The organism is Nonomuraea diastatica, from assembly GCF_004349015.1.
GTDB classification, from domain to species: Bacteria; Actinomycetota; Actinomycetes; order Streptosporangiales; family Streptosporangiaceae; genus Nonomuraea; species Nonomuraea diastatica.
Genome location: NZ_SMKP01000079.1, coordinates 21,509 through 43,114, shown reverse-complemented (window position 1 = coordinate 43,114; position 21,606 = coordinate 21,509). Strand labels below are relative to the sequence as shown.

Sequence of the window (21,606 nt, the reverse complement as noted above, 5' to 3'; positions counted from 1 at the left end):
GCGAGGGTCGTGGCGACGGAGGTGCCGGGGGCGAGCGCGCCGACGCCGACCCCGACCACGACGCTGGCGATCAGGCCCCACACGGTGGGCCCTGACTGCGTCAGCACGAGCACGCAGGCGCCGCCGCAGAGCAGGGAGCCCGCGTAGATCAGCCCGTAGGGGCCGATGCGCTTGATGAGCCGCCCGGCCAGGAAGCTCGACACGACGACGGCCACCGACGTGGGCGTCAGCCACATGGCCACTTCGAGCATGGGATAGCCGAGGTGCAGCAGGTAGAGCGGCTGCACGGTCAGCAGCCCGTACGACAGCGCGCCGAAGCCCCAGGTCGCCAGCCAGCCCCAGACGAAGCGGGGCCGCCGCCACAGGGCCAGGTCGATGGCGGGGAGCCGGTGGTGCCTGGCCTGCGCGAGCGCGCCGCCCAGCAGGGCCAGCGCGGCGAGCGCGAGCCACAACACGTCCGTGCCCCAGGCCATCGCCTTGGAGATGGCCAGCACGATGATCGCGATGCCGGCCGCGAGCAGCCAGGCGCCCAGCACGTCGGGGACGCCCTTGGCGCCGGCCCGCCTGCCGGATGGGAGCCAGGCGCAGGCGATCAGCAGCGCGACGCCGATGACGACGTCGGGGATGAACAGCGCCCGCCATCCGACGGAGGCGGCCAGCCAGCCGCCGCCCGCCTGCATGAGCAGGCAGCCGAGGCCGGACGCGGAGCTCCACAACGCGATCGCGCCGCGCCGCTCCGACTCCGGCAGCTCTCCCAGCAGCAAGCCGAGGCTGGCCGGGATCATCGCGGCCGCTCCCGCGCCCTGGACCGCCCGCGCCGCCAGCACGTACGACCAGGGCTCCACGGTGACGGCGGCGATCCCGCCCAGGACGAACACCACAAGGCCGACGGCCAGCACCCGCCGGCGGCCGAACAGGTCGGCCCACCGGCCCGCGGTGGCCAGCAGCGCCGCGATCGGGATGAACGCCGCGCTGGTCAGCCAGACCAGGTCACCGAGCGGCATGCCCGCGCCGGCGGGCGTGTACCGCAGCACTCCGACTGCCAGGGTGGTGGCCGTGGTGTCGGCCATCACCGTCAACATGACACCCGCACCGACCAGCCGCAGCATCACGCCGTGACGGCGGTCAGCGCCGGCCGTGCTCGTTCCCCGGACGGCCGCTGGTGACGAACGCACGTGGTCCCTCCCTGTCAATCTCGGTGTGGATCTTCGGTGTGGATCTTCGGTTGCCCGGCCGCCCGGCACACTCCGGCTGTGCGGACGGCGGATCAGGATGGGTGGGGTCAGGCGCCGTACCGGCCGGGAGAGAGCAGGCCGTCCGGGTCGAGCGCCGTCTTGAGCCTGTGCAGCATGCCGAGGCTGGCGGTGCTGGTCTCGGACCAGACGTCGGCGGCCGCGTGGTCGATGTCGGAGCGGTAGATGGCGCAGCCGTTGGCGCGCAGGACGCAGCTGCCGTCGTTGCGGAGCTGGTGTGCCCGGTAGGGGGCGTCGGGCGCCCCGCGGTCGAAGAAGATCTGCATGACGCCGTTGGCCATGTGCCTGCTCACCAGGTTCCACTCGACCATGAGGGCGGTGGTGTGCGCGTCGACGGCCGTCTGCAGGGCGGCCAGGACGTGCTCGGTCTTCCGCGCGTGCATGGGCATCAGCGGCAGCAGCGCGAGGAAGCCCATCGGGCCCTCGTCGATCTGGTCGCAGGAGGTCACGCCGAGCGCGTTGTGCACGCCCATGCAGGTGGGGATGCCCTGGGCCATGAGCGCTCTGGGGTAGAGCGGGTCGCCGGCGTCGACCTCGGTGGCGTCGGCCACGCGCAGCGCCTCGGCGCCCTCGACCTCGATGAGCGCCTTGCGCAGCAGTTCCTCGGCCAGTTCGACCGTGGCGTCGCTGCCCATGAGCGGCCCGAGGATGGTGAACAGGCCGGGGTCGACGCCGGCGGGCAGCGCCCAGTCGCCGTGGCCGGGCGTGAGCGACAGTTCGCGCACGCGCATCAGTCCCTCGGCCGGGTTGCCGCGGCGCAGGAACCCGGTCATCGCGCCGACCGCGACGGCCACCTGGTCGCGCGGGATGCGGCCGTGCACGAGAGCGACGGTCTGCGGACGCGGCACGAGCGAGACGGCCATGGCGGTGACGATGCCCAGGTTGTGCTGGACGAACGAGGACGTCAGGTCCGGCCCGGCGACCCGCCCGTGGTAGCGCCCCGCGGGATCGAGCCCGCCCGTGGTGACGACGCTGCCGTCGGCCAGCACGGCCTCGATCCCGGCGACGTCGTGGACGCGGGAGCGGATGCAGCCGTCGCCGCGGTCGAGCGCGTTGCCGATGACGGAGGTGTCGGCGCACGAGGCGGTGACGTTCAGCATCCAGGGGGTGCCGCGCAACACCTCGGCGAGCTGTGCCTGGGTCACTCCCGGCTCGATGACCGCGAATCCGGCTTCGAGGTCGAGGCTGCGTACGCGGTTCATGCCGCCGAGGTCGACGACCAGGTTGTCGTCGGTGACCGGCATGGCCGAGCCCATGCCCCAGTTCCTGCCGGTGCTGATCGGGTAGAGGCGGCGCCTGGCCGTCATGGCCTGGCGTACGAGCGCGCGTACCTCGTCAAGCGTGCGCGGCGTCTCGATGCCCGCCAGGGAGCGTGGCTGGTGTCCCCCGACGTCACGCGACCTCAGCTCCGGTCGCGACAGATCCTGCATGACTCTCCTCAAAGATCAGATATCGCTCGATGGGGGCACACTTCAGGCAGTGTGCTGGAGCAGGTCGTCGATGGAGCCGATGGCCTGGTTGGACATCTCCCTGATCTCGAGCAGCCGCTGCTCGACGTACTCGTCGGGCTCGTCGGGGGGGAGGGTGTCGGGGAAGGCGAGCGTGCCGTGCGGCCCGGCCTGCGCGGGGATCTCGTGCAGGCCGTACGGGTGGCGCCGGGCGTGCCCGGTGTCCCGGTGCCCGGTGTCCCGGTGCCCGGTGTCCCGGTGCTCGGTGTCTCGGGGCTCGGTGTCTCGGGGCTCGTGCCTGGCGCGGGCGGGCAGGTGCGGGGGGGTTCGCATGACGGGAGCTCTCCTACCGGACTTGTGTGGGGTTTCCGGGTGACCGCTCGCCCTTGAGCGGATCGAGGTCAGCGTGCGTCCTCCGTACGGCCGAGGTGTTCGGCCCGTGGAGCGGCGGCCGCGCGGGTCACGCGTGGCACGCCGTGGTTGATGACGCTCGCGGCGATGCGGCGTTCTGCCAGCCCCATGTGAGGGCGGCCGACGCCTGGGGTGCTCGGCCGGGCGCCGGCCGAGCCACGGATCATGGTGCTGGCGTGCACCCAGCGGCGCGACTCCGTCAGCACGTCCCGCTGCGCGCGGGGCAGGTCGCGGTGCCGCGCGTACTGCTCGCAGACGGCACGGGCGAGCACCCGCGCCATGACGAGGTGCTCCTCGCAGGCGCGGGCGACCTTCGCCTCCAGGCCGGCGACCTGCGCGAGGAGGAGCTGCAGATGCGACAGCTCGGAGCTGCGCTCGAACCCGGCGAGCTCGGCCAGCCGTTCCGGCCAGCGCAGCCGCCGCTCGATCGAGGCGCAGACGGCCGTGGCCACCTGCGCGGGCGGCTCGTCGTCCGGGTCCTGCCCGTCGAGCTGCACGGCCCGCTGGGCGGTGTGCCCGAAGTCGGCCAAGCGGCGCAGCCCGCTCTGCAGCAGGCGTACGCGGTTGTGCAGGCAGGCGGCGCTCCAGCCGAGGACCAGCAGGCGGTCGGCGTCCGCCTCGCAGTGCCAGCCGACCAGCGCCACTTCGCGGGCCATGCGGTGGTGCAGCACCCACGGCTCCGGTGCGGCACCGGCGTCCACCGGCGTCTCGATCCACACCTGCAGCCCGCCGGGCGGCAGGTCGCCGACGCCGATCTCCATGCCCTCGGGGGCCACCCTGGCGCAGATCCGCTGGACCACGCGCTGCTGCGCGGCCACCTCCGGCGCGACGGGCACCGGGCCTGGCAGCACACGCTCTGGGGCCACTTGCGCCCTGGGCTCGATGCTCATCTGGGGCCACCTCCCAACCCGTGGTCTTTCGACCTACGTAAATTCACACTTAATGGTGCCGCCTCGATCGTCGTCAGGCAGCGGTTCTCTGTCAACTGTCACTTTACGAATGGCATGAATCCCATCGGCTGTCCAGACGTGAACCAGCGACTCCCCGCAGGTGAATGCCGGGTTACCGGCGCGAGGTGATCTAGAGTCCGTACCGTTGGCGTACGGGCGAAAGGCGAGGCCGGTGCTGGTGCACACAACCGTGGTCACGGCCCTGTCGATGGCCCTGTCGATGGCCCTGTCGGCGGCCGTGAGGCCGCCCGGCGCGCCTGCGCCGGCGCGGGCGCGGCCTGGCTACTGCCTGCTGCCCGACCAGCCCGCATCGGGCGAGGGTTACCTGATCGCCAGTGCTTCCTCACCCGATCTCGTCCATCCTTTTCCGCGGCCGCCCGCGCGGGAGCCGACGGCCTCCGAGCGGCTCGACTTCGCCGGCTTCCCGAACGTGTCGGTGCTCGATGTGACCGGCCGTGGCGGCGCTCCGGAGCGGAAGGTGATCGTCACCTACTCCACGAACGTCGACGAGGTCGTGACCCTCACCAACGCGGCGGCGGTCTCGGACGACGGCGGCGCCGGCTTCGGCCCGCCGAGCCGGACGCCGCTGCGCGAATCGCCCATCGAGCTGCACGACGGCCGCTTCTTCGCCACCGAGTACTATCCGGCCAGGACGGGCCCGCACACGGCCGCCCTGGGCGTGCTCACCTCGTCCTCGCTGGACGACGGCGAGAGCTGGCTGCGTTCCGAGGCGACCCTGACCACGCCGGGCGACCTGCTGCCGGGCGGGGCCGTGCACGGGACGCCGATCCAGCTCGCCGGCGGCACGATCCTGATCACGCTCTACGCCCGTTACAGCGGCACGGGGGCGTACCAGGCCGAGGTGTACGCCAGCGAGGACGGCGGGGCGACGTTCTCGCGGCGCGGGGTGATCGCCACGCCGGCCGAGGGGTTCGCCTACACCGAGGCGGCCGTCGCGCAGACCGTGGACGGCAGCCTGCTGGCCGTGCTGCGCCACGACGGCGGGAAATACTCCACCCTGCGCCAGAGCCGCTCGCTGGACGGCGGCCGCACCTGGTCGCCGGCGCGCGAGCTGCGCTTCACCGGCCGCTCCGGCGCCCCTTTCGCTGACAGGGACTGCGTGGTGCGCGGGGTGGCGCCGAGGCTGCTGCTGACCCCGGCGGGCGTCCTCGTGCTGAGCGCGGGGCGGCCGGACAACTGGCTGGCCGTCTCCCCCGACGGGCGTGGCGAGGCGTGGCAGGAGCCGAGGGTGACGTACCACAACCGTGACGGCATCTGGGACACGCACGGATCGTCCGGCTACACCGGCGTGGCCGCCCTCGGCCCGCACCGGCTGATCCAGGTCTTCGACAACTGCAAACTCCCAGGCGTGCGGCCCGACGGGCGGCTCAACGAGACGGCTTGCCCGGCGCACGGCCGGTTCGAGCACGGCGGCTGGTACGCGATCAAGCGCCGCGTGTTCACCGTGGCCACGCCCGGCCCCGGTCTGCTGGACCTGGCGGCGATGCGCCGGCGCGGCGACCTCACGATCGACACCACCATGACGTGGGCCAGCCCTTACCGGCCCAGGACACGGCCCGCCGCGGCCTTCGACGGCAGCACGGCCTACTGGTCGGCCGCGGTCGCCGCCGGCCGCGGCCGGTACGTCCTGCATCTGGACCGGCCGTACGCCTTCACCCGGATCGGGCTCAGCCTGCGCCCCGGGCGTCCGGCCGGAGCCCGCGTGTACATCTCCCGGGACGGCCGCTCCTGGGGGGAGCCGGCGCTCATTGTCACCGGCAGGACCGACTACGCGATGCGTTACTCGGAGGTCGAGCGCACGGGCCGGCACGTCAAGATCATCCTTGCGCGCACGCGGGACTGCGACCCCGAGATCGGCCGCTCGTGCAGCATGCTCAACGAGGTCGAGCTGTACGGAGCCGGGCCCGGACGGCACGGAAAGGCCCGGGCGCTGACGCCCGCCGCCAGCGGCACGGAAAAGCCCGGGCGCTGATGCCTCTCACCAGCGACCGGGGCTTTTGCCGGTAAGGTCCGCAGCGGCGCGTCCGGCGCCACTGCCCCGTATGTCACCGCTCCGGAGGTAGGTCACCCCCGCGGTGGCCGAACATCCCGTCGGCGTCCCTGTCGCTGGTCACCCCGTCCTCGTCGATCTCCAGCCGCTCCTTGCGGATCTGGCCCTCGACGGTCTCCTCGTGCTGCACGTCCCGCTTGTGAACATGGATCCGCTCGACCGGCCTGCTCTCCTTGCCGACGACCGGACGCTCCTCGTGCAGGACCATCTCGCGATCTTCCTCGCCGATCTCCTGCGCCGCCGTCGCGTCCCCTTCACGGATGGGCTCACGCTCGATCACGAACTCCTCGCGCGAGAGCGGCACCGTCTCGCGGACGGTCTCGGTGTCGACGTACTTGTGGAGGCGGACGCGGCCGGTCTCCCTGCTCTCCTTGCCGATGCGAAGCCGCTCTTCCGACCTGATCATGGAGATGTCGTTCGCGTCGGCGAGGTCGCCGGTGAGCCGTTCGCCGGTGACGTCGGGACCGGCCGTCCTGCCGGCGAAGTCCCGGCGGCCCGTCTCCCCCACGTCGCCCCCTCCGGCCGTCTCCTTGCCCGCTGTGCCGCCCGCCGCGCCTCCGGTGATGAGGTCGTCGCGGGGCGCGTCTGCGGGCCTGTCGGGCCGCTCGCCCGTGACCGGGGTCCGTCCGGTACGCGGTTCGCCGGCGCGCTGCTGCGGGACACCCGAGGGCCGCATGCCGTAGTAGCGGTAGAGGTTGGCCTCCTCGTCGATCGTGAGGCGGTCATCGACGTCGATGTTCGGCGCGCCTTTGATCATCTCCTTGTCGAAGGGGACCCTGATCTCCTCTCCCGAGCGACGGGCGTTGGCCAGAGGTACGAAGGTCTGCTTCATACCGAAGAGCCCCGTGCGTACGGTCACCCACTCCGGCTCGCCCGAGCGATCATTGAGGTAGACCTGGCCCACCTTGCCGATCGACTGACCGTCCGACCCCACCACGTGGCAGTCGAGCAGGTTGCGGATCTCTGTTTCCATTGCCACGACGATCCCCCAATGCGCTCGTCCTGGTTTCAAACAGGACAAATACCCCATATCGCCATAAATCCACATGTGGTCGGGCAGTTTTTGGCCTCATACGGGCATTACTCAAGAGACACACCGTCCCCTTTCGCGCGCCTTCACGTCCGTTCGGCCTCTTCGCCCCTTCACAGCCCTTCACAGCCCTTCACAGCCCTTCACAGCCCTTCACAGCCCTTCACAGCCCTTCACAGCCCTTCACAGCCGTTCGCAGCCCTTCGCGGCCGTTCATGCCCCGCCATGAGGCCGTGTCGGCCACCGTGGGCGCGCCGGCCGCCCCCGCGTTCGGCGGACGGGCGCGGGGCCCCTACAGGAAGCTCAACGCGAGGGTGGTGTGGCGCTTCTCGATGACGGCCGCCCCGCCGCCGGGAACGGGCCCCTGGTACGCCCGGACGCGCAGCGTGCCCGCCTCCGGGCGGCCGGCCGCGTCCCATGCCCTCACGTGCCCGGCCAGGTCGGCCGCCAGCCCGGCGCCGCCGGGTCCGTGACCGCGGGCCACCAGCGGCCCTTCCTGAACGGCCAGCAGGGCGATGCCACCGTCGCCGAGTATGCCCGCCGTGGCGCCGTATCCCGGGCCCAGCCTGCCGCTCAGCGCGCACCAGCGGGGTTCGTGCAGCGCCAGCCACAACGAGACGCCCAGGCCCGCCATGAACGGCGGCGCGTGCTCGATCACGCCGGTGTCGATCTCGGTGGGCGCGGCCTGTAGCGCGGCCGCCACGTCGCCGACCTCCCGCGGCTCCGGCAGGGTCAGCGTCAGCTCAGGGTCGCGGCGCACCGTCACGATCGCCTCCGTGCCGGCGAACGGGCCGCGCATCCGCATGAACCCGCACGGCACCACCGACACGCTCTCCCAGCAGCTCTCGGCGCGCTCCATGGCCACCGACACCTGCACGCCGCGCAGGTCGAGCGGCACCACCAGCCGCCCCGCCGGCGCCAGTTGCTCCAGCCAGGCCGGGGCCAGGTCCCAGACGCCCACCGTGGCGATCACGCGGTCGTAGGGGGCGAGCGGCGGGTGCCCCTGGGCGCCGTCGGCGCACACCACCTCGACCTCGGGTGTCCCGGCGGCGGCGAGGTGGTTCCTGGCCCGGGCCACGACGTCGGCGTCGATGTCGACGCTCACCACCCGGCCGGCGGGACCGGTCAGGCGGGCGAGCAGCGCGGCGTTGTAGCCGGTGCCCGCGCCGATCTCCAGCACCCGGTGGCCGGGCAGCACGCCGAGCTGGTCGAGCATGGTCGCCATGATCGCGGGCTGGGAGGACGAGCTGATCGGCCGGCCCGCCTCGTCGCGTTTGGTGACGATGGGCTGGTCGCGGTAGGCGTCCTCGGGGTCGACGCCGGGCACGAAGAGGTGGCGGGGCACCGCGAGCAGCGCGGCGGCCACGGGCTCGCCGACGTGCCCGCGCTCGCGCAGCGCCGCCACCATGCCTTCCCGCAGCGCCGCGAATTCCATGGGCCCCATTGTCCACGAGCCGGTGTGCGGCCGCGCCCTTCCCGAGAAGTTGGTAAAGAAATGGTCACGAAGGGTTGAGCCGGAGCGAGGAGGGAAGGGCAGCCAACTCGTGAACGTCGAACGTGAGGAGGAGCCGTAGTGCTCACCCTGACAGCCAACGCAGCCCAGGCGATCCGCGACCTGACCGCGGCCGCGCCCGAGCCCACCCAGAGCGGGATCCGCATCTCGTCTCAGGGCGAGGGCGCGAGCTCGCTCACCCTTTCCCTGGCCACCGCCCCGGAACCGGCGGACGAGGTGGTCGAGTCGGAAGGAGCTCGGGTCTACCTCGATCCGGTGGCTGCCACTGTGCTGGAGGACAAGTCCCTGGACGCCGGAGCCGACGACCAGGGGAGCGTGTCCTTCCTGGTCACCGAGCAGAGCGCCTGACGCGGCCTCCGCCGTGCCGGACCCGATCGGCGGTCCGGCACGGCGGGTGTCCGCTCAGCCGTCGCCGAGCAGCTTGTCGAGATAGCGCAACTGCTCCTCGGACTGGAAGCCGCCGCCGCCCTCGTGGTTGTTCCAGGGCCACACCGTGATCTCCTTGGGACCCTGCCAGTGGTTGTAGGCGGCGAACACCGTGGACGGCGGGCACACGTCGTCCATCAACGCCACCGAGTACAACGCCGGGACCCGCCCGCGCGCCGCGAAGTTCAGGCCGTCGAAGTACGACAGCGTGCGGAACACCTGGTCCGCGGTGTCGCGCCGGGTCGCGAGGAAACGCACCAGCTCCTGGTACGGATCACGCCCGGTGATTTCGACGGCGCGCCTGAAGTGGGTCAGGAACGGCACGTCGATGAGCGCGGCCTTGACCGACGGGTGCAGCGCGGCGGTGGCCTGCGCGATGCCGCCGCCCTGGCTGCCGCCCGAGACGATGATGCGCGCGGCGTCGACCGCCGGGTGCTCGATCGCCGCGTCCACGGCCCTGACGGCATCGGTGAAGACGCGCCGGTAGTAGTAGTCGTCCGGGTCGAGGATGCCGCGGGTCATCATGCCCGGCGCCTGCGGTCCCGCGCTGCCGTGCGGGTCGCCGGTGGTGCCGGGGCTGCCCACGTTGCCGCCGCCGTGGCCGCGCGTCTCCATCACGAACACCGCGTATCCGGCGGCCGGCCACATCAGGTGGTCCTTGGGGAATCCGCGCCCGCCGCTGTAGCCGATGTAGTGCATCACGCACGGCACCGGGCCGTCCGCGCCCTTCGGCAGCAGGAACCAGCCGTTGATCCGGTGACCGCCCCAGCCGGTGAACGAGACGTCGAACACGTTCACGGCGGCGAAGGGCAGGTCGTACGGGACGTACTCGGCGGCCGGCCCGGACTCCGCGGTCTCGGCCAGGGTGCGGGACCAGAACGCGTCGAAGTCGGCGGGCTCGTCGCGGTCGGGAAGGTAGCCGCGGAGTTGCTCAAGGGGCATGTCGAACAGGGGCACGAGGTCTCCAACCTGTAGCGGGATCAATGACATTTCATCGCATAGCGCTGGTAAGCGCTATCCCGCACCCCTTTGTTCGAACGAGCCTCCGCCGGGTAGGCGATCACCTGTGACTGAACACGTGGTCGAAGTTCCCTACTCGCACCTCTATCCCGGCCTGGTCTTGGACGCCCCCGCCGGCGCCTTCGACTTCCTCGTGCTGTTCGGCGACGACTCCGAGTCGCGGGCGCAGCTGGTGAGCGACGACACCGGGCGCCCGGTGCTCAGGATGGGCGGCTACATGACGGCCAGGGGCACCGTCATCGACGAGCGCGTGTGGACCGTACGCGAGAGCGTGCGGCACGGGAACCGCGTCCGGCTGCGCCTGGGCCGCTCCCTCCCCTGACCGCACCCTCCCGACCGGGCCGTCCCGTGACCGCGCCGTCCTGACCGCGCCGTCCTGACCGCGCCTCCTGACCGGGCCGTCAGCGGGATTCCGGTCGCGAGGAGTCGCCGCCGGCGTCGCAGGCGCCCGCCTTGGTGTTCGCCACCTTCCACTCCGCGCCCGGGAACGGGCTCATGAAGTGCGTCAGCAGGTCCACCGCGTAGTCCGGCACCTGCCCCCCGGGGTCGAGCAGCGAGACCATCTGAGGACCGTCGGCGCCGCGCAGGGTGATGGAGTTCTTGCCGCCCCCGGCGACGAAACCGGGTTTGGCGTCCACCGTCAGGCAGGCCACGCTGAACCCGGCGGCCTTGATCTCCTGCTTGGCCCCGATGCGCCTCATCCGCTGGTCGTAGCGGCGCATGGCGAGCGACTTGGTGCCGCCGATCCGTACCGACTCGTGGAAGAGATCGTTGCCGATGTCCCTGCTCAGCTTGACGTCCAGGGAGACGTCCGGCCGCAGGTCGACACCATCGGCCGACAGCTTCAGCCGTCCGTAGTTCCCCTCGAAGGCGGGCGTCACGTAGCCGAGGGCGGGTGGCGCCTTCATGCCGAACGGGATCTTGCCCGGCCTGATCCGCAACCACGACATGCCCTGCACCGACAGCGCGACGTCGTCGACCGCGCTCTTGCCGAGCCCGAACTGGCCGGCCACCTGGTAGGTGAGGAAGCCTTTGGTGTGCGGGACCTCCTTGCTCACCGCGATGCGCTGCTTGGCGACCGGGTCCATCCGCAGTCCGGCGCGCAGCGTGATGCGGCCGGTGGCGACGGGTTTCGAGACGAGGTTGAGCGACTGGTCGGGGTTCATGCGGATGGTGGTGTCGGAGGCCAGGTTCTTGACCGCGACCGCCACGTCCCCGAGGCGGCCCTTCGGGTCGATCAGACCGCCTTCCACGCCCAGATAGCCGTCGAGGGTGTTGACGCCGCCCAGCGCCTTGTACGTGACGGCCGGCACGCTGAACCCGGCACCGGAGGCGTCGGCGTCCACCCCGAACCGGGCGGGCACGTCGGAGAAACGCAGCTCGCCGGTGCCCTTGCCGGGCAGGGTGACCTTGGCGCTGAGGCGCTCGACGGCAGCGGAGTTCGTCACGCGGATGCGGGTCTTGGCGCCGTACGTGCCCTGGACGGCCACGGCGGCGGGGACCGGATCGACCGCGACCCTGCCGCGCACCCCGCCCGACTCCGCGTGCACGTCGAGGCTGCCCAGGGTGGCGGCGGGCTCGATGCGGTATCCGGCGTTCACGGCGTTGCCCTTGGCGACGTCGAACGGCCCCAGCGCCATGCTGGTGATCTTGGAGGGCAGCCCGGTCAGGGTGGCCCTGGCCTTGATCGGCACGGGCGCCAGCACGCTGCTGGCCAGGTAGACGCCCAGGCTCTTGCGCTTGGGGCTGAACCCGGAGAATCCGAACGTCTTGCCCGCCAGGTCGACCGAGACCTGCTGGGGCAACCCGGTCACGTCCAGGTAGCCCTGGAGCCCGTAGCAGCCGCGCTGCGGCGTGCAGAAGGGCCCTGGGGAGCAGCCCTTCGATCCGGTGGCGCAGCCTCCGTCCACCAGGGACACGCCGCCGCCGGGCAGGGCGGGGGCGGCCCGCATGCGGTCGAGTGCCGCGACCTTGCCCAGCCAGGCGCGGGCGCGCACGTCGAGGCGGGAGCCCTCGTACGTGAGCTTGCCGCCGGCGGAGGTGACGGCCAGGCGGCCGGGCGCGGGTCCGAGCGTGCCGATCAGGCCGAAGCGGGTGTCGCCTCGGGTGACGTCGGCGTCGACGGCGAGGGTCTGCTTGGCCGAGCGGAAGTCGGCGGCGAAGCCTTCGGCGGCCGGGGTGAACTCGACGTGTTCGAGCCCGTTGACCAGCACGCTGGCGTCCATGTCGCCGGAAGCCTGGTCGTAGTGCGCGGCCAGGTGGGGGCCCGTGGGCGACTTGGCGCCGTCGTGGTTGGTGAAGGCCAGCTCGGCCGTCCCGACGGGGCCCGACTGGCCGCGGAAGCGGTAGGACGTGGCGTTCCACGAGGCGTCGAAGCGGGCCGGCACGTCGCGTACGTCGGCGGCGGCCCTCACGTAGCGGTCACCGAGCTTGACCCTGGCCAGCGCCGTCACCTTGTCGATCGGGGCGGCGGCGGTCCAGGTGAGCGTTCCCGCCTTCGTGTCGGCGACGAGCTCGGCCTGCTTGCCCAAGCCTTTGGCGCTCACCCGCAGGTCCTCGCCGGTCGGCTGCTTCACGTACGCTTTATTGGCATAAATCCGCAGTTCGTCGAGCTTTTTGGACGCGGCGACCCGCATCGTGGACCGCTCGCCCAGCTCCCATGACGCCTTGACGTCGTCGTGCACGCCCATGAGGGTGCCGTCCACGGTGGGGCCGGACTTCAGGTTGGCGTAGGCGGCGTGGATACGCTTGATCTCGCCGCTGGCCCGGAAGGCCGCCTTCCTGGCGGCGGGGTCGAGCGTGACGTCGACGGTGGCGGGCGTGTTCGAGATCTCCATCCTGGCCACGTGGATGCCGTCGAGGCTGGCCGCGCCGATGAACGAGCGGCCGCTGGAGTCGACCTCCAGGTGGGCGTGCGGCTTACCGCCGTACGTGACGTCGAACGCGGACAGGCCCGACAGCAGCGCGGAGACCCCGACCGCCGCACCGTTCTTGATCATGGTGACGTGGCCGCCGCGCGGGCTGGAGATGGCGCCCCCGTTACGCTGCAGCACCGCCTCGAACTTGCCGACCGGCGAGCTCGTCTTGTGCGTGACACGATGTTCGGTCAGGTCGTTGACCAGGCGCACCTTGGCCGGCAGAGCGCTCAGCTCCGTCTTGACCACGGTCTGGGACGCGTTCCTGTCGTAATAGACCAAGCTGGCGGCCCCGGCGCGCGATCGGCCCGCGCCGGCGTTGACCGACACGGTCTGCTTGCTCTTGCCGGAGCCGTACTTGGCCACGAAGGAGCGCGGGACGCGTTCGAGCTCGGCGCTGACCACCTTCGACAACCGTCCGTCGCGGTAGGTGAAGGAGTTCAGGCGGGCGCGCGCGGCGGCCGACGAGCTGGAGAAGCGGATCTGGCCGCCGGAAAGGTTCACCTCGGCGCGGGCCGCCATCTTGTCGAGCACCGCGTGGACGAACCGGCGGCCGTTCACGGCGAGCGCGTCCAGCGTGGCGGGCGAGGAGGCGGCGACGTCCAGCGTGGGCGTGTCGAGCGCGGCGTTGACGGTCAGCTTCTCGGTGGCGGGCGTCTGGCGCAGGCTCACCGCGCTGCGCCCGGTCATGCCGGCGATCATGGCCGCGGACTCGCCGGGCTCCTTGCGCGTGATGCTCGCCTTGACCCGCCTGCCCTCCATGTCGACGGTGAAGTTCCCCCAGTCGCTGGCCGACAGGGACGATCCGCGCTTCAGCCCGTCGAACCCGACCGACACCTTGCCGTCGTACTCGGCCCAGACCCGGGCCTTGAGGTTCTCCTGCGACAGCCGCCTGACGGCGAACCCGAGCCCGACGGACCCATTGGCGGGGCTGGCGGTGGGCACGAGGTCGGCGGCCAGGTCGGGCTTGACGTCCCCCGTCACGTCGGCGGCGACCGGCACGCCGACGGGCTTGGAGATCGAGCAGGACACCGGCACGCTCTCGCTCTCGACACAGAGCCGGTACGTCAGCCCCGGCACGGCCTTGCCGAGATCGCCGAACGACTTGAGCACGGACGCCAGCGGCTTGATGAGCGTCAGCGTCTCGGCCCGGGAGGTGTCGGGCAGCACGTCACGTGCGTCGGGCGCGTTGGCGCCGAGACCCTGCTCCTTCTGGACGGCCGCGGCCTGGGCGGCGATCTCCTGGACGAGCCCGGGGCCTGCGGAGGTGGTCACCTCGGGCGCTTGAGGCCCCACCCCGTCGTCTCCGGCGGGCCGGAGCGCGAGCGACTCGCGGGTGGGCACGGTGACCGTGGCGGGCGCCGGCTCCCCGACGGCGGGCACGGGACGGACCTTCGCCGCATTCTTCTGGACTGCGGCTGATGCGACCCCAGTTGGGGCGATCTCGGCTTTTGCGACGGCCGGAGGCACGGCCACCAGGGCCGCGGCACTTGCGATGGACGTCGAGACGAGCACGCGCAGGAGGGCGTGCGGCATGTAGCGTTCTCCCCGGACCGGTCTAATTCATCCCATCAGAAACATAGGTCACGAGCCGACCACATTCCCTCACTGGCCGTCAAACTGGTTCCTATCTTGGAACTCCAGTTTTCTGACTCCGATGATCACTCACGGTCACTGCCGCGAGAACCGGGAGACTCCCCTGGGGCACGTCAGCGCTGGTAGGGGTGGAACCGCGGCCACCAGCCGGGCACGTGCGAGCGGTAATCGTCATATTCGGCGCCGAACCGCCTGCGCAGCTCCGGCTCCTCGTACCAGCGGACGAACGAGACGACAGGGATCGCCATGACGGCGGCGTAGACGAGCAACCACGGGTCACCGAACACCATCGCCTGGCCGACGATGGCCGCGAAGATCGCCACGTACATGGGATTGCGCACATACCTATAGAAGCCGCCCACCACCAGGCGGTCGGGCGCGGCGACCGGGATCGGCGTCCCGAACCCCTCGACCACGAACTTGAGGAACGCGCCCGCCACCACGACACCTCCCGCGAGCACGAGCACCGCGCCGAGCACCCTGATCGGGAGCATGGCCGCGCCAGGCAGGGGGTCGTGGACCTGCCAGCCGTTGATCCAGTAAGGGACGAGGCCCGTGACGGTGCCGGGCCCGGCGGCGAAGAACAGGGAGCTGACGACCGCGGCGGGACTTCTGCGCATGAGACCGCTCCTTACTCAATTCACTATGTGATGAGTTTATGAAGCGGGATGGAGGCCGTCAACGGGTCGGAGGTGGATCTACGTGGATCTACGTGGACCTCGTGGGCTTCGCGGGCGAACCCCTCAGGCGACGCCGGTGTCCTCGCCGACGACGGTGAACCTCTCGGCCACCAGGCCCACGGTGGCGCCGGTGGCCAGGGGACGGCGGTGCTCGAAGGCGAGCAGCTCCCCTCCGGGCAGCTCGGCGACCGACTCCCTGGTGCCGCCCTGGAAGCTGCTGCGCACGACCTTGCCGGTGAACTGGGCCTGGCCGTTCTCGACGATGCGCAGATCCTCGGGACGCAGCGCCACGTGCACGGCGGCCCCGGCCGGGCCGAGCGGCCGGCCGAACCCGACCTTCCCGCCGCTGCCGAGCGCGAGGTCGCCGTCGTCGGTGACCTGACCGCGCAGCAGGGTGACGCTGCCGACGAATGAGGCCACGAACGTGGTCTCCGGCCGTTCGTAGACGTTCTCGGGAGCGCCGATCTGCTCGACCCGGCCGCCGTTCATGACGGCGACCAGGTCGGAGATCTCCAGGGCCTCGTCCTGGTCGTGGGTGACGTAGACGGCGGTGATGCCGGTCTCCTGCTGGATGCGGCGGATCTCCCTGCGCATCTCGACGCGGAGTTTGGCATCGAGGTTGGACAGGGGCTCGTCCATGAGCAGCACGTCGGGCTCGAGGGCGAGCGCCCTGGCCAGGGCCACGCGCTGCTGCTGGCCGCCGGAGAGCTGTCCGGGCCGGCGCTGCTCCCTGCCGGTGAGCCCGACCATGGCCAGGCCCGTGGCGACCTTCTCCGCGACGGCCTCCTTCGGCAGCTTGCGCAGGCGCAGCCCGTACGCGACGTTCTCGGCGACCGTCATGTGCGGCCAGAGCGCGTAACTCTGGAACACGAACCCGATGCGGCGCTTCCACACGGGGACCTTGGCGATGTCGCGCTCACCGAAGCGGATGGCGCCGGTGTCGGCGGTCTCGAACCCGGCGATGATCCGCAACAACGTGGTCTTGCCGCAGCCGGACGCGCCGAGCAGGGTGGCCAGCCGCCCCGACGGCACGGACAGGTCGACCGACTCGAGCGCGGTGGTCTCCCCGAACGTCTTGGAGACCCCTTCGATGCTGATGTCCATGATGAGCTCCGGATCACAGGGAGACCGTCTTGTAGCGACGGCGCAGCAGGTAGAGCGGGACGTAGACCGAGACCAGCAGCACCGTGGTCATGGCCGAGGCGACGCCGAACGGGCTGCCCGGCTGCATCGCGTTGGTGAAGATGACCACGGTCATGGTCACCCAGGGCACCGCGTACAGCATGACGGTGGCCGACAGCTCGGTGATCATCTGCAGGAATCCGACGGTGCCGCCGGAGATGACGGCGGGCCTGATGATCGGCACGACGATGTCGCGGAAGCTGCGCCGCGGCGGCGCGCCCACGCTCATCGCGGCCTCCTCCAGCGACGGGTGCACCTGCCCGAGCGCGGTCTCGATCGACTTCATCACGTACGGCAGCCGCCGGATGAAGTAGGCCACCACGATGATCAGCGCGGTGCCGGTGAGGATGACGGGCAGGTGGTTGAAGGCCAGGATGAACCCGATCGCGAAGACCGTGCCCGGCAGGATGTACGGCACCATGACGAGGTTGTTCAGCAACGGTCCTGAGATCCTGAACCGCTTGCGCGCCACGATGTAGGCCACCACGACGCCCAGCACGAGCGCGACCAGGCAGGCGATGCCGGCGAAGACGAAGCTCAGCACGATGGGCTGCAGCGACTCCTCGAACAGCCGCCGGTAGTTCTCCAGCGTCGGCTCCCACTGCAGGATGCCCGACTGCCAGCGCAGGAAGCTGGTGAGCACCACCACCAGATGCGGCACGAACCCGAGCAGCAGCGCCGTCCAGATGCCGATCAGCACCAGCGCCTTGGGGCCGCGGCGCAGCTCGCGCAGCGGCTGGTCCCTGCCCCCCGTCACGGCGAACGACCGCCTGGCCACGATCCTGCGCTGGGCCACCAGCGCCAGCCCGGAGACGAGCACCATCATGAGGCTGGCCGTGGCGGCCACGCCTGGGCTGGCGGCGACCTCGGACATGAAGTTCTGGTACACCACGACCGGCAACATCGAGTAGCCGCCGCCGATCAGCATCGGCGTGCCGAAGTCGGCGAAGATCCGCATCGCGGCCAGGTAGCAGCCGGTGGCGATGGCGGGCACGGCGAGGGGCAGCGTCACCTTCCCGTGGGTGCGCCACGGCGTCGACCCGACGGACGCCGCGGCCTCCTCCAGCGCCGGGTCCACCGCCCTGAACGCGTCGTACACCATGAGGAAGATCAGTGCGAAGGTGAACCACACGCCGACCCAGATGATGCCGCCGACGCCGAGAATGGACTCGAACGGCAGGGGCAGGCCGGCCTCCCTGGCGGCTCTGGTGACGATGCCGCCGCTGCCGAGCAGCAGCAGCCACGCGTACGCGCCGAGGAACGGCGGCGAGGTGGTGGCCATCGTGAGCATGGTGAGCACGCCCTGCCGGCCGGGGATGCGGTAACGCGCCATGACGAACGCGAGCGGCACCGCCACCAGCGCCGCGCCCGCGCCCACCGCCAGGCTGACGACGACGCTGTGCAGCAGCGGCTCGGTGAACCGCGCGTCGGTGACGAACGCGCCGAACCTGGCCAGCGTGAACGCGCCCGCGTCGTCGGTGAACGCCGCCCTGACGATCCACGCCTGCGGGTAGACGATGAAGATCAGCAGGATGAGCAGCGCGATCAGCCCGGCGAGGCGCCACGGGTCGCGCCAGTTCGACCGGGACCGCCGGCCCGGCCGTCCCCGCGCGGTCGTGGAGGCCGCCATCAGCCCGCGCTCTTGACGGCGTCGTCGAACTTGGCGAGGATCTCGTCTTTCTTCTCCGCCGCCCACGTCTCGTCGACGTCCGCCCGCTTGAGCCGCTCGACCGCCGGCAGGCCCTTGGGGGCGGGCACGTCGCCACGCGACGAGCGGCGCTGCACCTGGTCGACCATGATCTGCTGGGCCTCCTTCGACATGAGGAAGTCCACGAGGGTCTTGGCGGCCGCCTCGTGCCGGGCGCCCTTGATGATGCCGGCGGAGCCGATCTGGCCGGACACGCCGTCCTCGGGGTAGATGAGCTTGATCTTCACGCCGGCGTCGATCCACTTGGCGCCCAGGTCCTCGTTGATGAACGACGTGCCGACCTCGCCGTCCTTGACCATGTTGAACATCGCGGTCGAGCCGTCGAGCATGCGGGCGTTCTTGACGAAGCGATCGACGTAGTCCCAGTCATGCAGGGTGACCATGGTGGTGAGCAGGCTGTAGGACGTGCCCGACGACTTGGGCGTGGCGAAGGCCACCTTCCCACCCGCGTACCCCGGCTCCGCCAGGTCCTCGAACGTCTTCGGGTGCTTGGCCGCGTCGGAAAACTTGTCGGTGTTCACGGCGATCGCCTGGAAGAGCAGGTCGGTGGCGTGCCAGATGTACTCGGGGTCCTTGGCCACGGTGGCGGCGTCGTTCGGCAGCTCGACGGGGGCGATGAGGTCGGCGTTGGCGGTGTAGAGCTCCGACGAGCCACCCCAGATCACGTCGCCGAGCGGCCGGTCCTTCTCGGCCCGCACCCGGGCGAACGCCTCCCCGGTGCCCGGCAGGCCGATTTTGTTGACCCTGATGTCGGGGTGCTTGGTCTTGAACGCGCCGAGGATCGGATCGGTCACCTCTGGGCCGCTCACCGAGTAGAGCGTCACCGTCTTGTCATCGCTCTTGCCCGCGGTGGCGTTGTTGGTCAGCACGCCCGAGCAGCCCGTGAGGACCAGCACGAGCAGGCCGGCGCCGAGCGTGGTGGCATACCGCATGAACTCTCTCCTGACACGAGGGGGGTTTCAACCGTCAGGGCGCACCCAGACCGGGTTGCCCGCGGCCCGCAGCGAGCCGTGGTCCCTGAGGGAGCTCGCCCAGAACTGGGGGTCGTTCCTGCCGGGGTCGGCGTGGACCTCAGCCCTGTAGTAAGCGCCGGAGTGGTCGCCGGGGGCGGCGAGCCGGTCCTCGACGGTGATCCGGTCCTCGACGGTGATCCGCTGCCACTCCCCTGGCTTGTCGGCCGCAGGGACGACGTTGATCAGCAGTCCGTCGCGCAACACGAACACCACGACGGGCTCGTCCGCCCGCACGTCCACGTCGATCTGGACCCGCCCGCCGGGCGCCGCGGCGGTTCCGCCCATGGGGGCGCCGTTGACGCGCGTGTCGATGTCCGCGCCCCGCCAGACGCGCACGCGTCCCCGCCGCAGGCCCTCGACGATGCCGCGCTCGCTGCCCTCGTCCGCGTACACGACGGTGACCACCTGGCCGAGCGCCTGCCCGGGGTCGGCCGGATCGTGGCAGTCGCTGCCCGCCACGCCGATCACCCGGTGGCCCGAGGTCAGCAGGCGGTCCCACAGGCCGATCTGGGCGTCGTTGTTGGCGCCCTGCTGGAGGTGGGCGATCTCGATGAGGTCGACGGCGTCCCAGGGGGTGTCGAAGCGCCGCCAGGCCTGGTCGCCGCTGAAGGCGTGATTGACGCAGACCAGGCCGCCCTGCTCGTGCACGTCGGCCGCGACGTCGACCATGGTGTGGCCTGGACGGTCGACGTAGGTGTCGACCCAGCGGGTCAGGCCGTGCAGGTTGGCGTGGCCGCGGTGGCTGGTCAGCTCCATGGAGTGCAGCAGCACGATGTCGTCATGGGCGTCGAGATCGAGCCAGTGGGCGGCGGTGAAGTGGTCGGTGACGGCCAGGAAGCCGAGGCCCGCCTCCTTGGCGGCACGCACCAGGTCGGCGACCGGCCGGCGGCCGTCGGAGTGCGCGGAGTGGCTGTGCAGCTCGCCGCGGTACCAGCCGGGGCCGCCGATCGGCGGCCGCGGGCGCGCCTCCCGGCCTCCCGGCCGTGTCGCCGGCTCTGCCGCCGCACCGCGTGCCACTCCTGTCGCCGCACCGCGTGCCGGTTCGGCCGCCGCGGGGGTCTGCGCCGCGCGTACGGTCAGCGTGTACGGCGCCGCCGCCTTGTGCCGGTCGAGGTCGAGCCGCACCGTCCAGCGGCCGGCCGGGACGGGACCGGCGACGCAGCCGGGACCGGCGCCGTCCGCGCCCACCCTGATCACCAGCCGGCGCGGGCCAGGACCTCCCGGGCACTGGACGTGGCCGCGAAAGGTGCCGTCGGGCTCCAGCAGCACCGCGTAGATCTGCACGACGTCGACGACCTTGTCGTACTCCAGCACCAGCTCCAGCTCGCTCACCCCCTCGGGGACGTCGAGCGGGTAGTGCAGGTAGTGCAGGTCGAACGCCGGCTCCGGCAGGGTGGTCGTCACCGAGAGCAGCTCGGTCCCCCCGATCATGCGGTGCCCGCCTCCGCCCCTGTCTGAATGGTTAATGCTTTCTATCTATCAGATGAACGGAATGTCAACGATTTGTTAAGACATAAGGGCAATCTGTTGTCTACCCGTGAGCCGGAAGCGCCCTGCTCCTGGCCGCAGCCGCGGCGCAGCGGCTCCCAGCCGAGCAAGGAGCGGTTGGCGCCGTGGATCAGCACCACGTCGGGGCCGTGCCCGCCGTGGTCGGCCACGGCGATGCGGCCGGACGGGCCGTCGATGACGGTCGTCGCCGGGTCGGGGAAGATCTCTCACGGTGTGTCTCTCAGCTCGGCGCGGGTGGTGTCGTCGGCTCTGCGGCGGGCCGCCGCCGAGGTTCCATGCGGTGCTCAGGTGCGCAAGCTCTTGAGAAGAAGCTCGCCGAACTCGGCGGGGTGCGTGGTCAGGCCGGTGTGCCCGCCGGGGAAATGCACGAGCTCGATGCCGAGCCGCTCGGCCAGGAAGGCGGCCGGGCGGTAGGGCAGTTCGCCGCGCGAGTCCTGGCCGCACGCGAGCTGGCGCCGAAGACGCGGGCGGGCTCGCCGGGCGACAGCAGGTCCAGGATCCGCAGCGCGTCGTCGGCGTGCTCGGCCACCCGCTGTTCGGCCCCGGGATCGTCCAGCGTGCTCCGGGGCATGCCGCGCGGGTCGTAGGTCGCGACCGTGTAGTGAGCGGCCAGGTCGCCGGCGACGCCGTCGAAGGACGCCGCCCCGCCTGACCCTCCGGGGATGAGAAGCAGGAGCGGGCCCTGGCCGCGCACCTCGTAGTGCAGGCTCGCGCCGTTGACCCGCAGCGTGCCGGTCGTCGGTTCTGTCATGGCGGAACTCCTTCTCGAGGTGCCTATTGGTCCTAGGATAAAACCTAGGACCCATAGATTTACTTGAGAGCCCCAGGAAGGGAACCGATTTTCGCCGAGATCGCCGGTCAGGGCGGCCTCGGCCCGCCGG

17 protein-coding genes are annotated in these 21,606 nt (G+C 71.2%); 3 read left to right on the top strand and 14 right to left on the bottom strand.

All coding sequences use genetic code 11. The features are described from left to right. The 4 genes from E1294_RS26345 to E1294_RS26330 form a co-directional block, all read right to left on the bottom strand. A partial coding sequence (locus E1294_RS26345; RefSeq protein ID WP_132512603.1) for an MFS transporter occupies positions 1 to 1,175 on the bottom strand: 1,175 nt, incomplete at its 3' end. A 107-nt stretch (positions 1,176 to 1,282) separates the two neighbouring features. After that, a complete protein-coding gene (locus E1294_RS26340; protein WP_132512601.1) occupies positions 1,283 to 2,683 on the bottom strand; it encodes an FAD-binding oxidoreductase in 1,401 nt (466 codons plus the stop codon). A 42-nt stretch (positions 2,684 to 2,725) separates the two neighbouring features. Further along, a complete protein-coding gene (locus tag E1294_RS26335; protein ID WP_132512599.1) occupies positions 2,726 to 3,034 on the bottom strand; it encodes a hypothetical protein in 309 nt (102 codons plus the stop codon). Positions 3,035 to 3,102: 68 nt separating this feature from the next. After that, on the bottom strand, positions 3,103 to 4,002 hold the full coding sequence (locus E1294_RS26330; protein ID WP_132512597.1) for a hypothetical protein: 900 nt from the start codon (positions 4,000 to 4,002) through the stop codon (positions 3,103 to 3,105). A 232-nt stretch (positions 4,003 to 4,234) separates the two neighbouring features. On the opposite strand from E1294_RS26330, the gene E1294_RS26325 reads away from it, so the two are divergent. Continuing rightward, positions 4,235 to 6,055, top strand: a complete 1,821-nt coding sequence (locus tag E1294_RS26325; protein WP_132512595.1) for an exo-alpha-sialidase — start codon at positions 4,235 to 4,237, stop codon at positions 6,053 to 6,055. A 73-nt stretch (positions 6,056 to 6,128) separates the two neighbouring features. On the opposite strand, the gene E1294_RS26320 is transcribed toward E1294_RS26325, so the two are convergent. Beyond that, positions 6,129 to 7,106 carry a DUF2382 domain-containing protein gene (locus tag E1294_RS26320; RefSeq protein ID WP_220447946.1) on the bottom strand — a complete coding sequence of 326 codons (978 nt, stop codon included), beginning with the start codon at positions 7,104 to 7,106 and terminating at the stop codon, positions 6,129 to 6,131. A gap of 349 nt (positions 7,107 to 7,455) precedes the next feature. Then, positions 7,456 to 8,598 carry a methyltransferase, FxLD system gene (fxlM, locus tag E1294_RS26315; protein ID WP_165977483.1) on the bottom strand — a complete coding sequence of 381 codons (1,143 nt, stop codon included), beginning with the start codon at positions 8,596 to 8,598 and terminating at the stop codon, positions 7,456 to 7,458. A gap of 138 nt (positions 8,599 to 8,736) precedes the next feature. On the opposite strand from fxlM, the gene E1294_RS26310 reads away from it, so the two are divergent. Then, positions 8,737 to 9,024 carry a HesB/IscA family protein gene (locus E1294_RS26310; protein WP_132512589.1) on the top strand — a complete coding sequence of 96 codons (288 nt, stop codon included), beginning with the start codon at positions 8,737 to 8,739 and terminating at the stop codon, positions 9,022 to 9,024. Positions 9,025 to 9,078: 54 nt separating this feature from the next. Here E1294_RS26310 and E1294_RS26305 read toward each other — a convergent pair whose 3' ends face one another. Then, positions 9,079 to 10,059 carry an acetylxylan esterase gene (locus E1294_RS26305; RefSeq protein WP_132512587.1) on the bottom strand — a complete coding sequence of 327 codons (981 nt, stop codon included), beginning with the start codon at positions 10,057 to 10,059 and terminating at the stop codon, positions 9,079 to 9,081. 109 nt (positions 10,060 to 10,168) lie between these two features. Between E1294_RS26305 and E1294_RS26300 the strand changes: the two genes are divergently transcribed. After that, entirely contained in the window at positions 10,169 to 10,444 is a 276-nt protein-coding gene (locus E1294_RS26300; RefSeq protein WP_132512585.1) for a hypothetical protein, read from the top strand. A gap of 79 nt (positions 10,445 to 10,523) precedes the next feature. Here the strand turns inward: E1294_RS26300 and E1294_RS26295 are convergent, their stop codons facing one another. From E1294_RS26295 to E1294_RS26265, 7 genes are all read right to left on the bottom strand, one after another. Further along, complete coding sequence (locus tag E1294_RS26295) at positions 10,524 to 14,573, bottom strand: hypothetical protein (protein WP_132512583.1); 4,050 nt, start codon at positions 14,571 to 14,573, stop codon at positions 10,524 to 10,526. Between the two features lie 173 nt (positions 14,574 to 14,746). Beyond that, on the bottom strand, positions 14,747 to 15,253 hold the full coding sequence (locus E1294_RS26290) for a methyltransferase family protein (protein ID WP_132512581.1): 507 nt from the start codon (positions 15,251 to 15,253) through the stop codon (positions 14,747 to 14,749). A 123-nt stretch (positions 15,254 to 15,376) separates the two neighbouring features. Beyond that, a complete protein-coding gene (locus tag E1294_RS26285; RefSeq protein ID WP_132512579.1) occupies positions 15,377 to 16,417 on the bottom strand; it encodes an ABC transporter ATP-binding protein in 1,041 nt (346 codons plus the stop codon). A gap of 13 nt (positions 16,418 to 16,430) precedes the next feature. Beyond that, complete coding sequence (locus E1294_RS26280; RefSeq protein ID WP_132512577.1) at positions 16,431 to 18,125, bottom strand: ABC transporter permease; 1,695 nt, start codon at positions 18,123 to 18,125, stop codon at positions 16,431 to 16,433. After that, positions 18,125 to 19,135 (bottom strand): extracellular solute-binding protein, encoded by a 1,011-nt coding sequence (locus E1294_RS26275; protein ID WP_132512575.1) that lies wholly within the window; start codon positions 19,133 to 19,135, stop codon positions 18,125 to 18,127. The genes E1294_RS26280 and E1294_RS26275 overlap by 1 nt, the downstream gene beginning before the upstream one ends. A 27-nt stretch (positions 19,136 to 19,162) precedes the next feature. Then, positions 19,163 to 20,647 (bottom strand): CehA/McbA family metallohydrolase, encoded by a 1,485-nt coding sequence (locus E1294_RS26270; RefSeq protein WP_132512573.1) that lies wholly within the window; start codon positions 20,645 to 20,647, stop codon positions 19,163 to 19,165. A gap of 415 nt (positions 20,648 to 21,062) precedes the next feature. After that, positions 21,063 to 21,476 carry an alpha/beta fold hydrolase gene (locus E1294_RS26265; RefSeq protein WP_220447945.1) on the bottom strand — a complete coding sequence of 138 codons (414 nt, stop codon included), beginning with the start codon at positions 21,474 to 21,476 and terminating at the stop codon, positions 21,063 to 21,065. Positions 21,477 to 21,606: the final 130 nt, after the last annotated feature.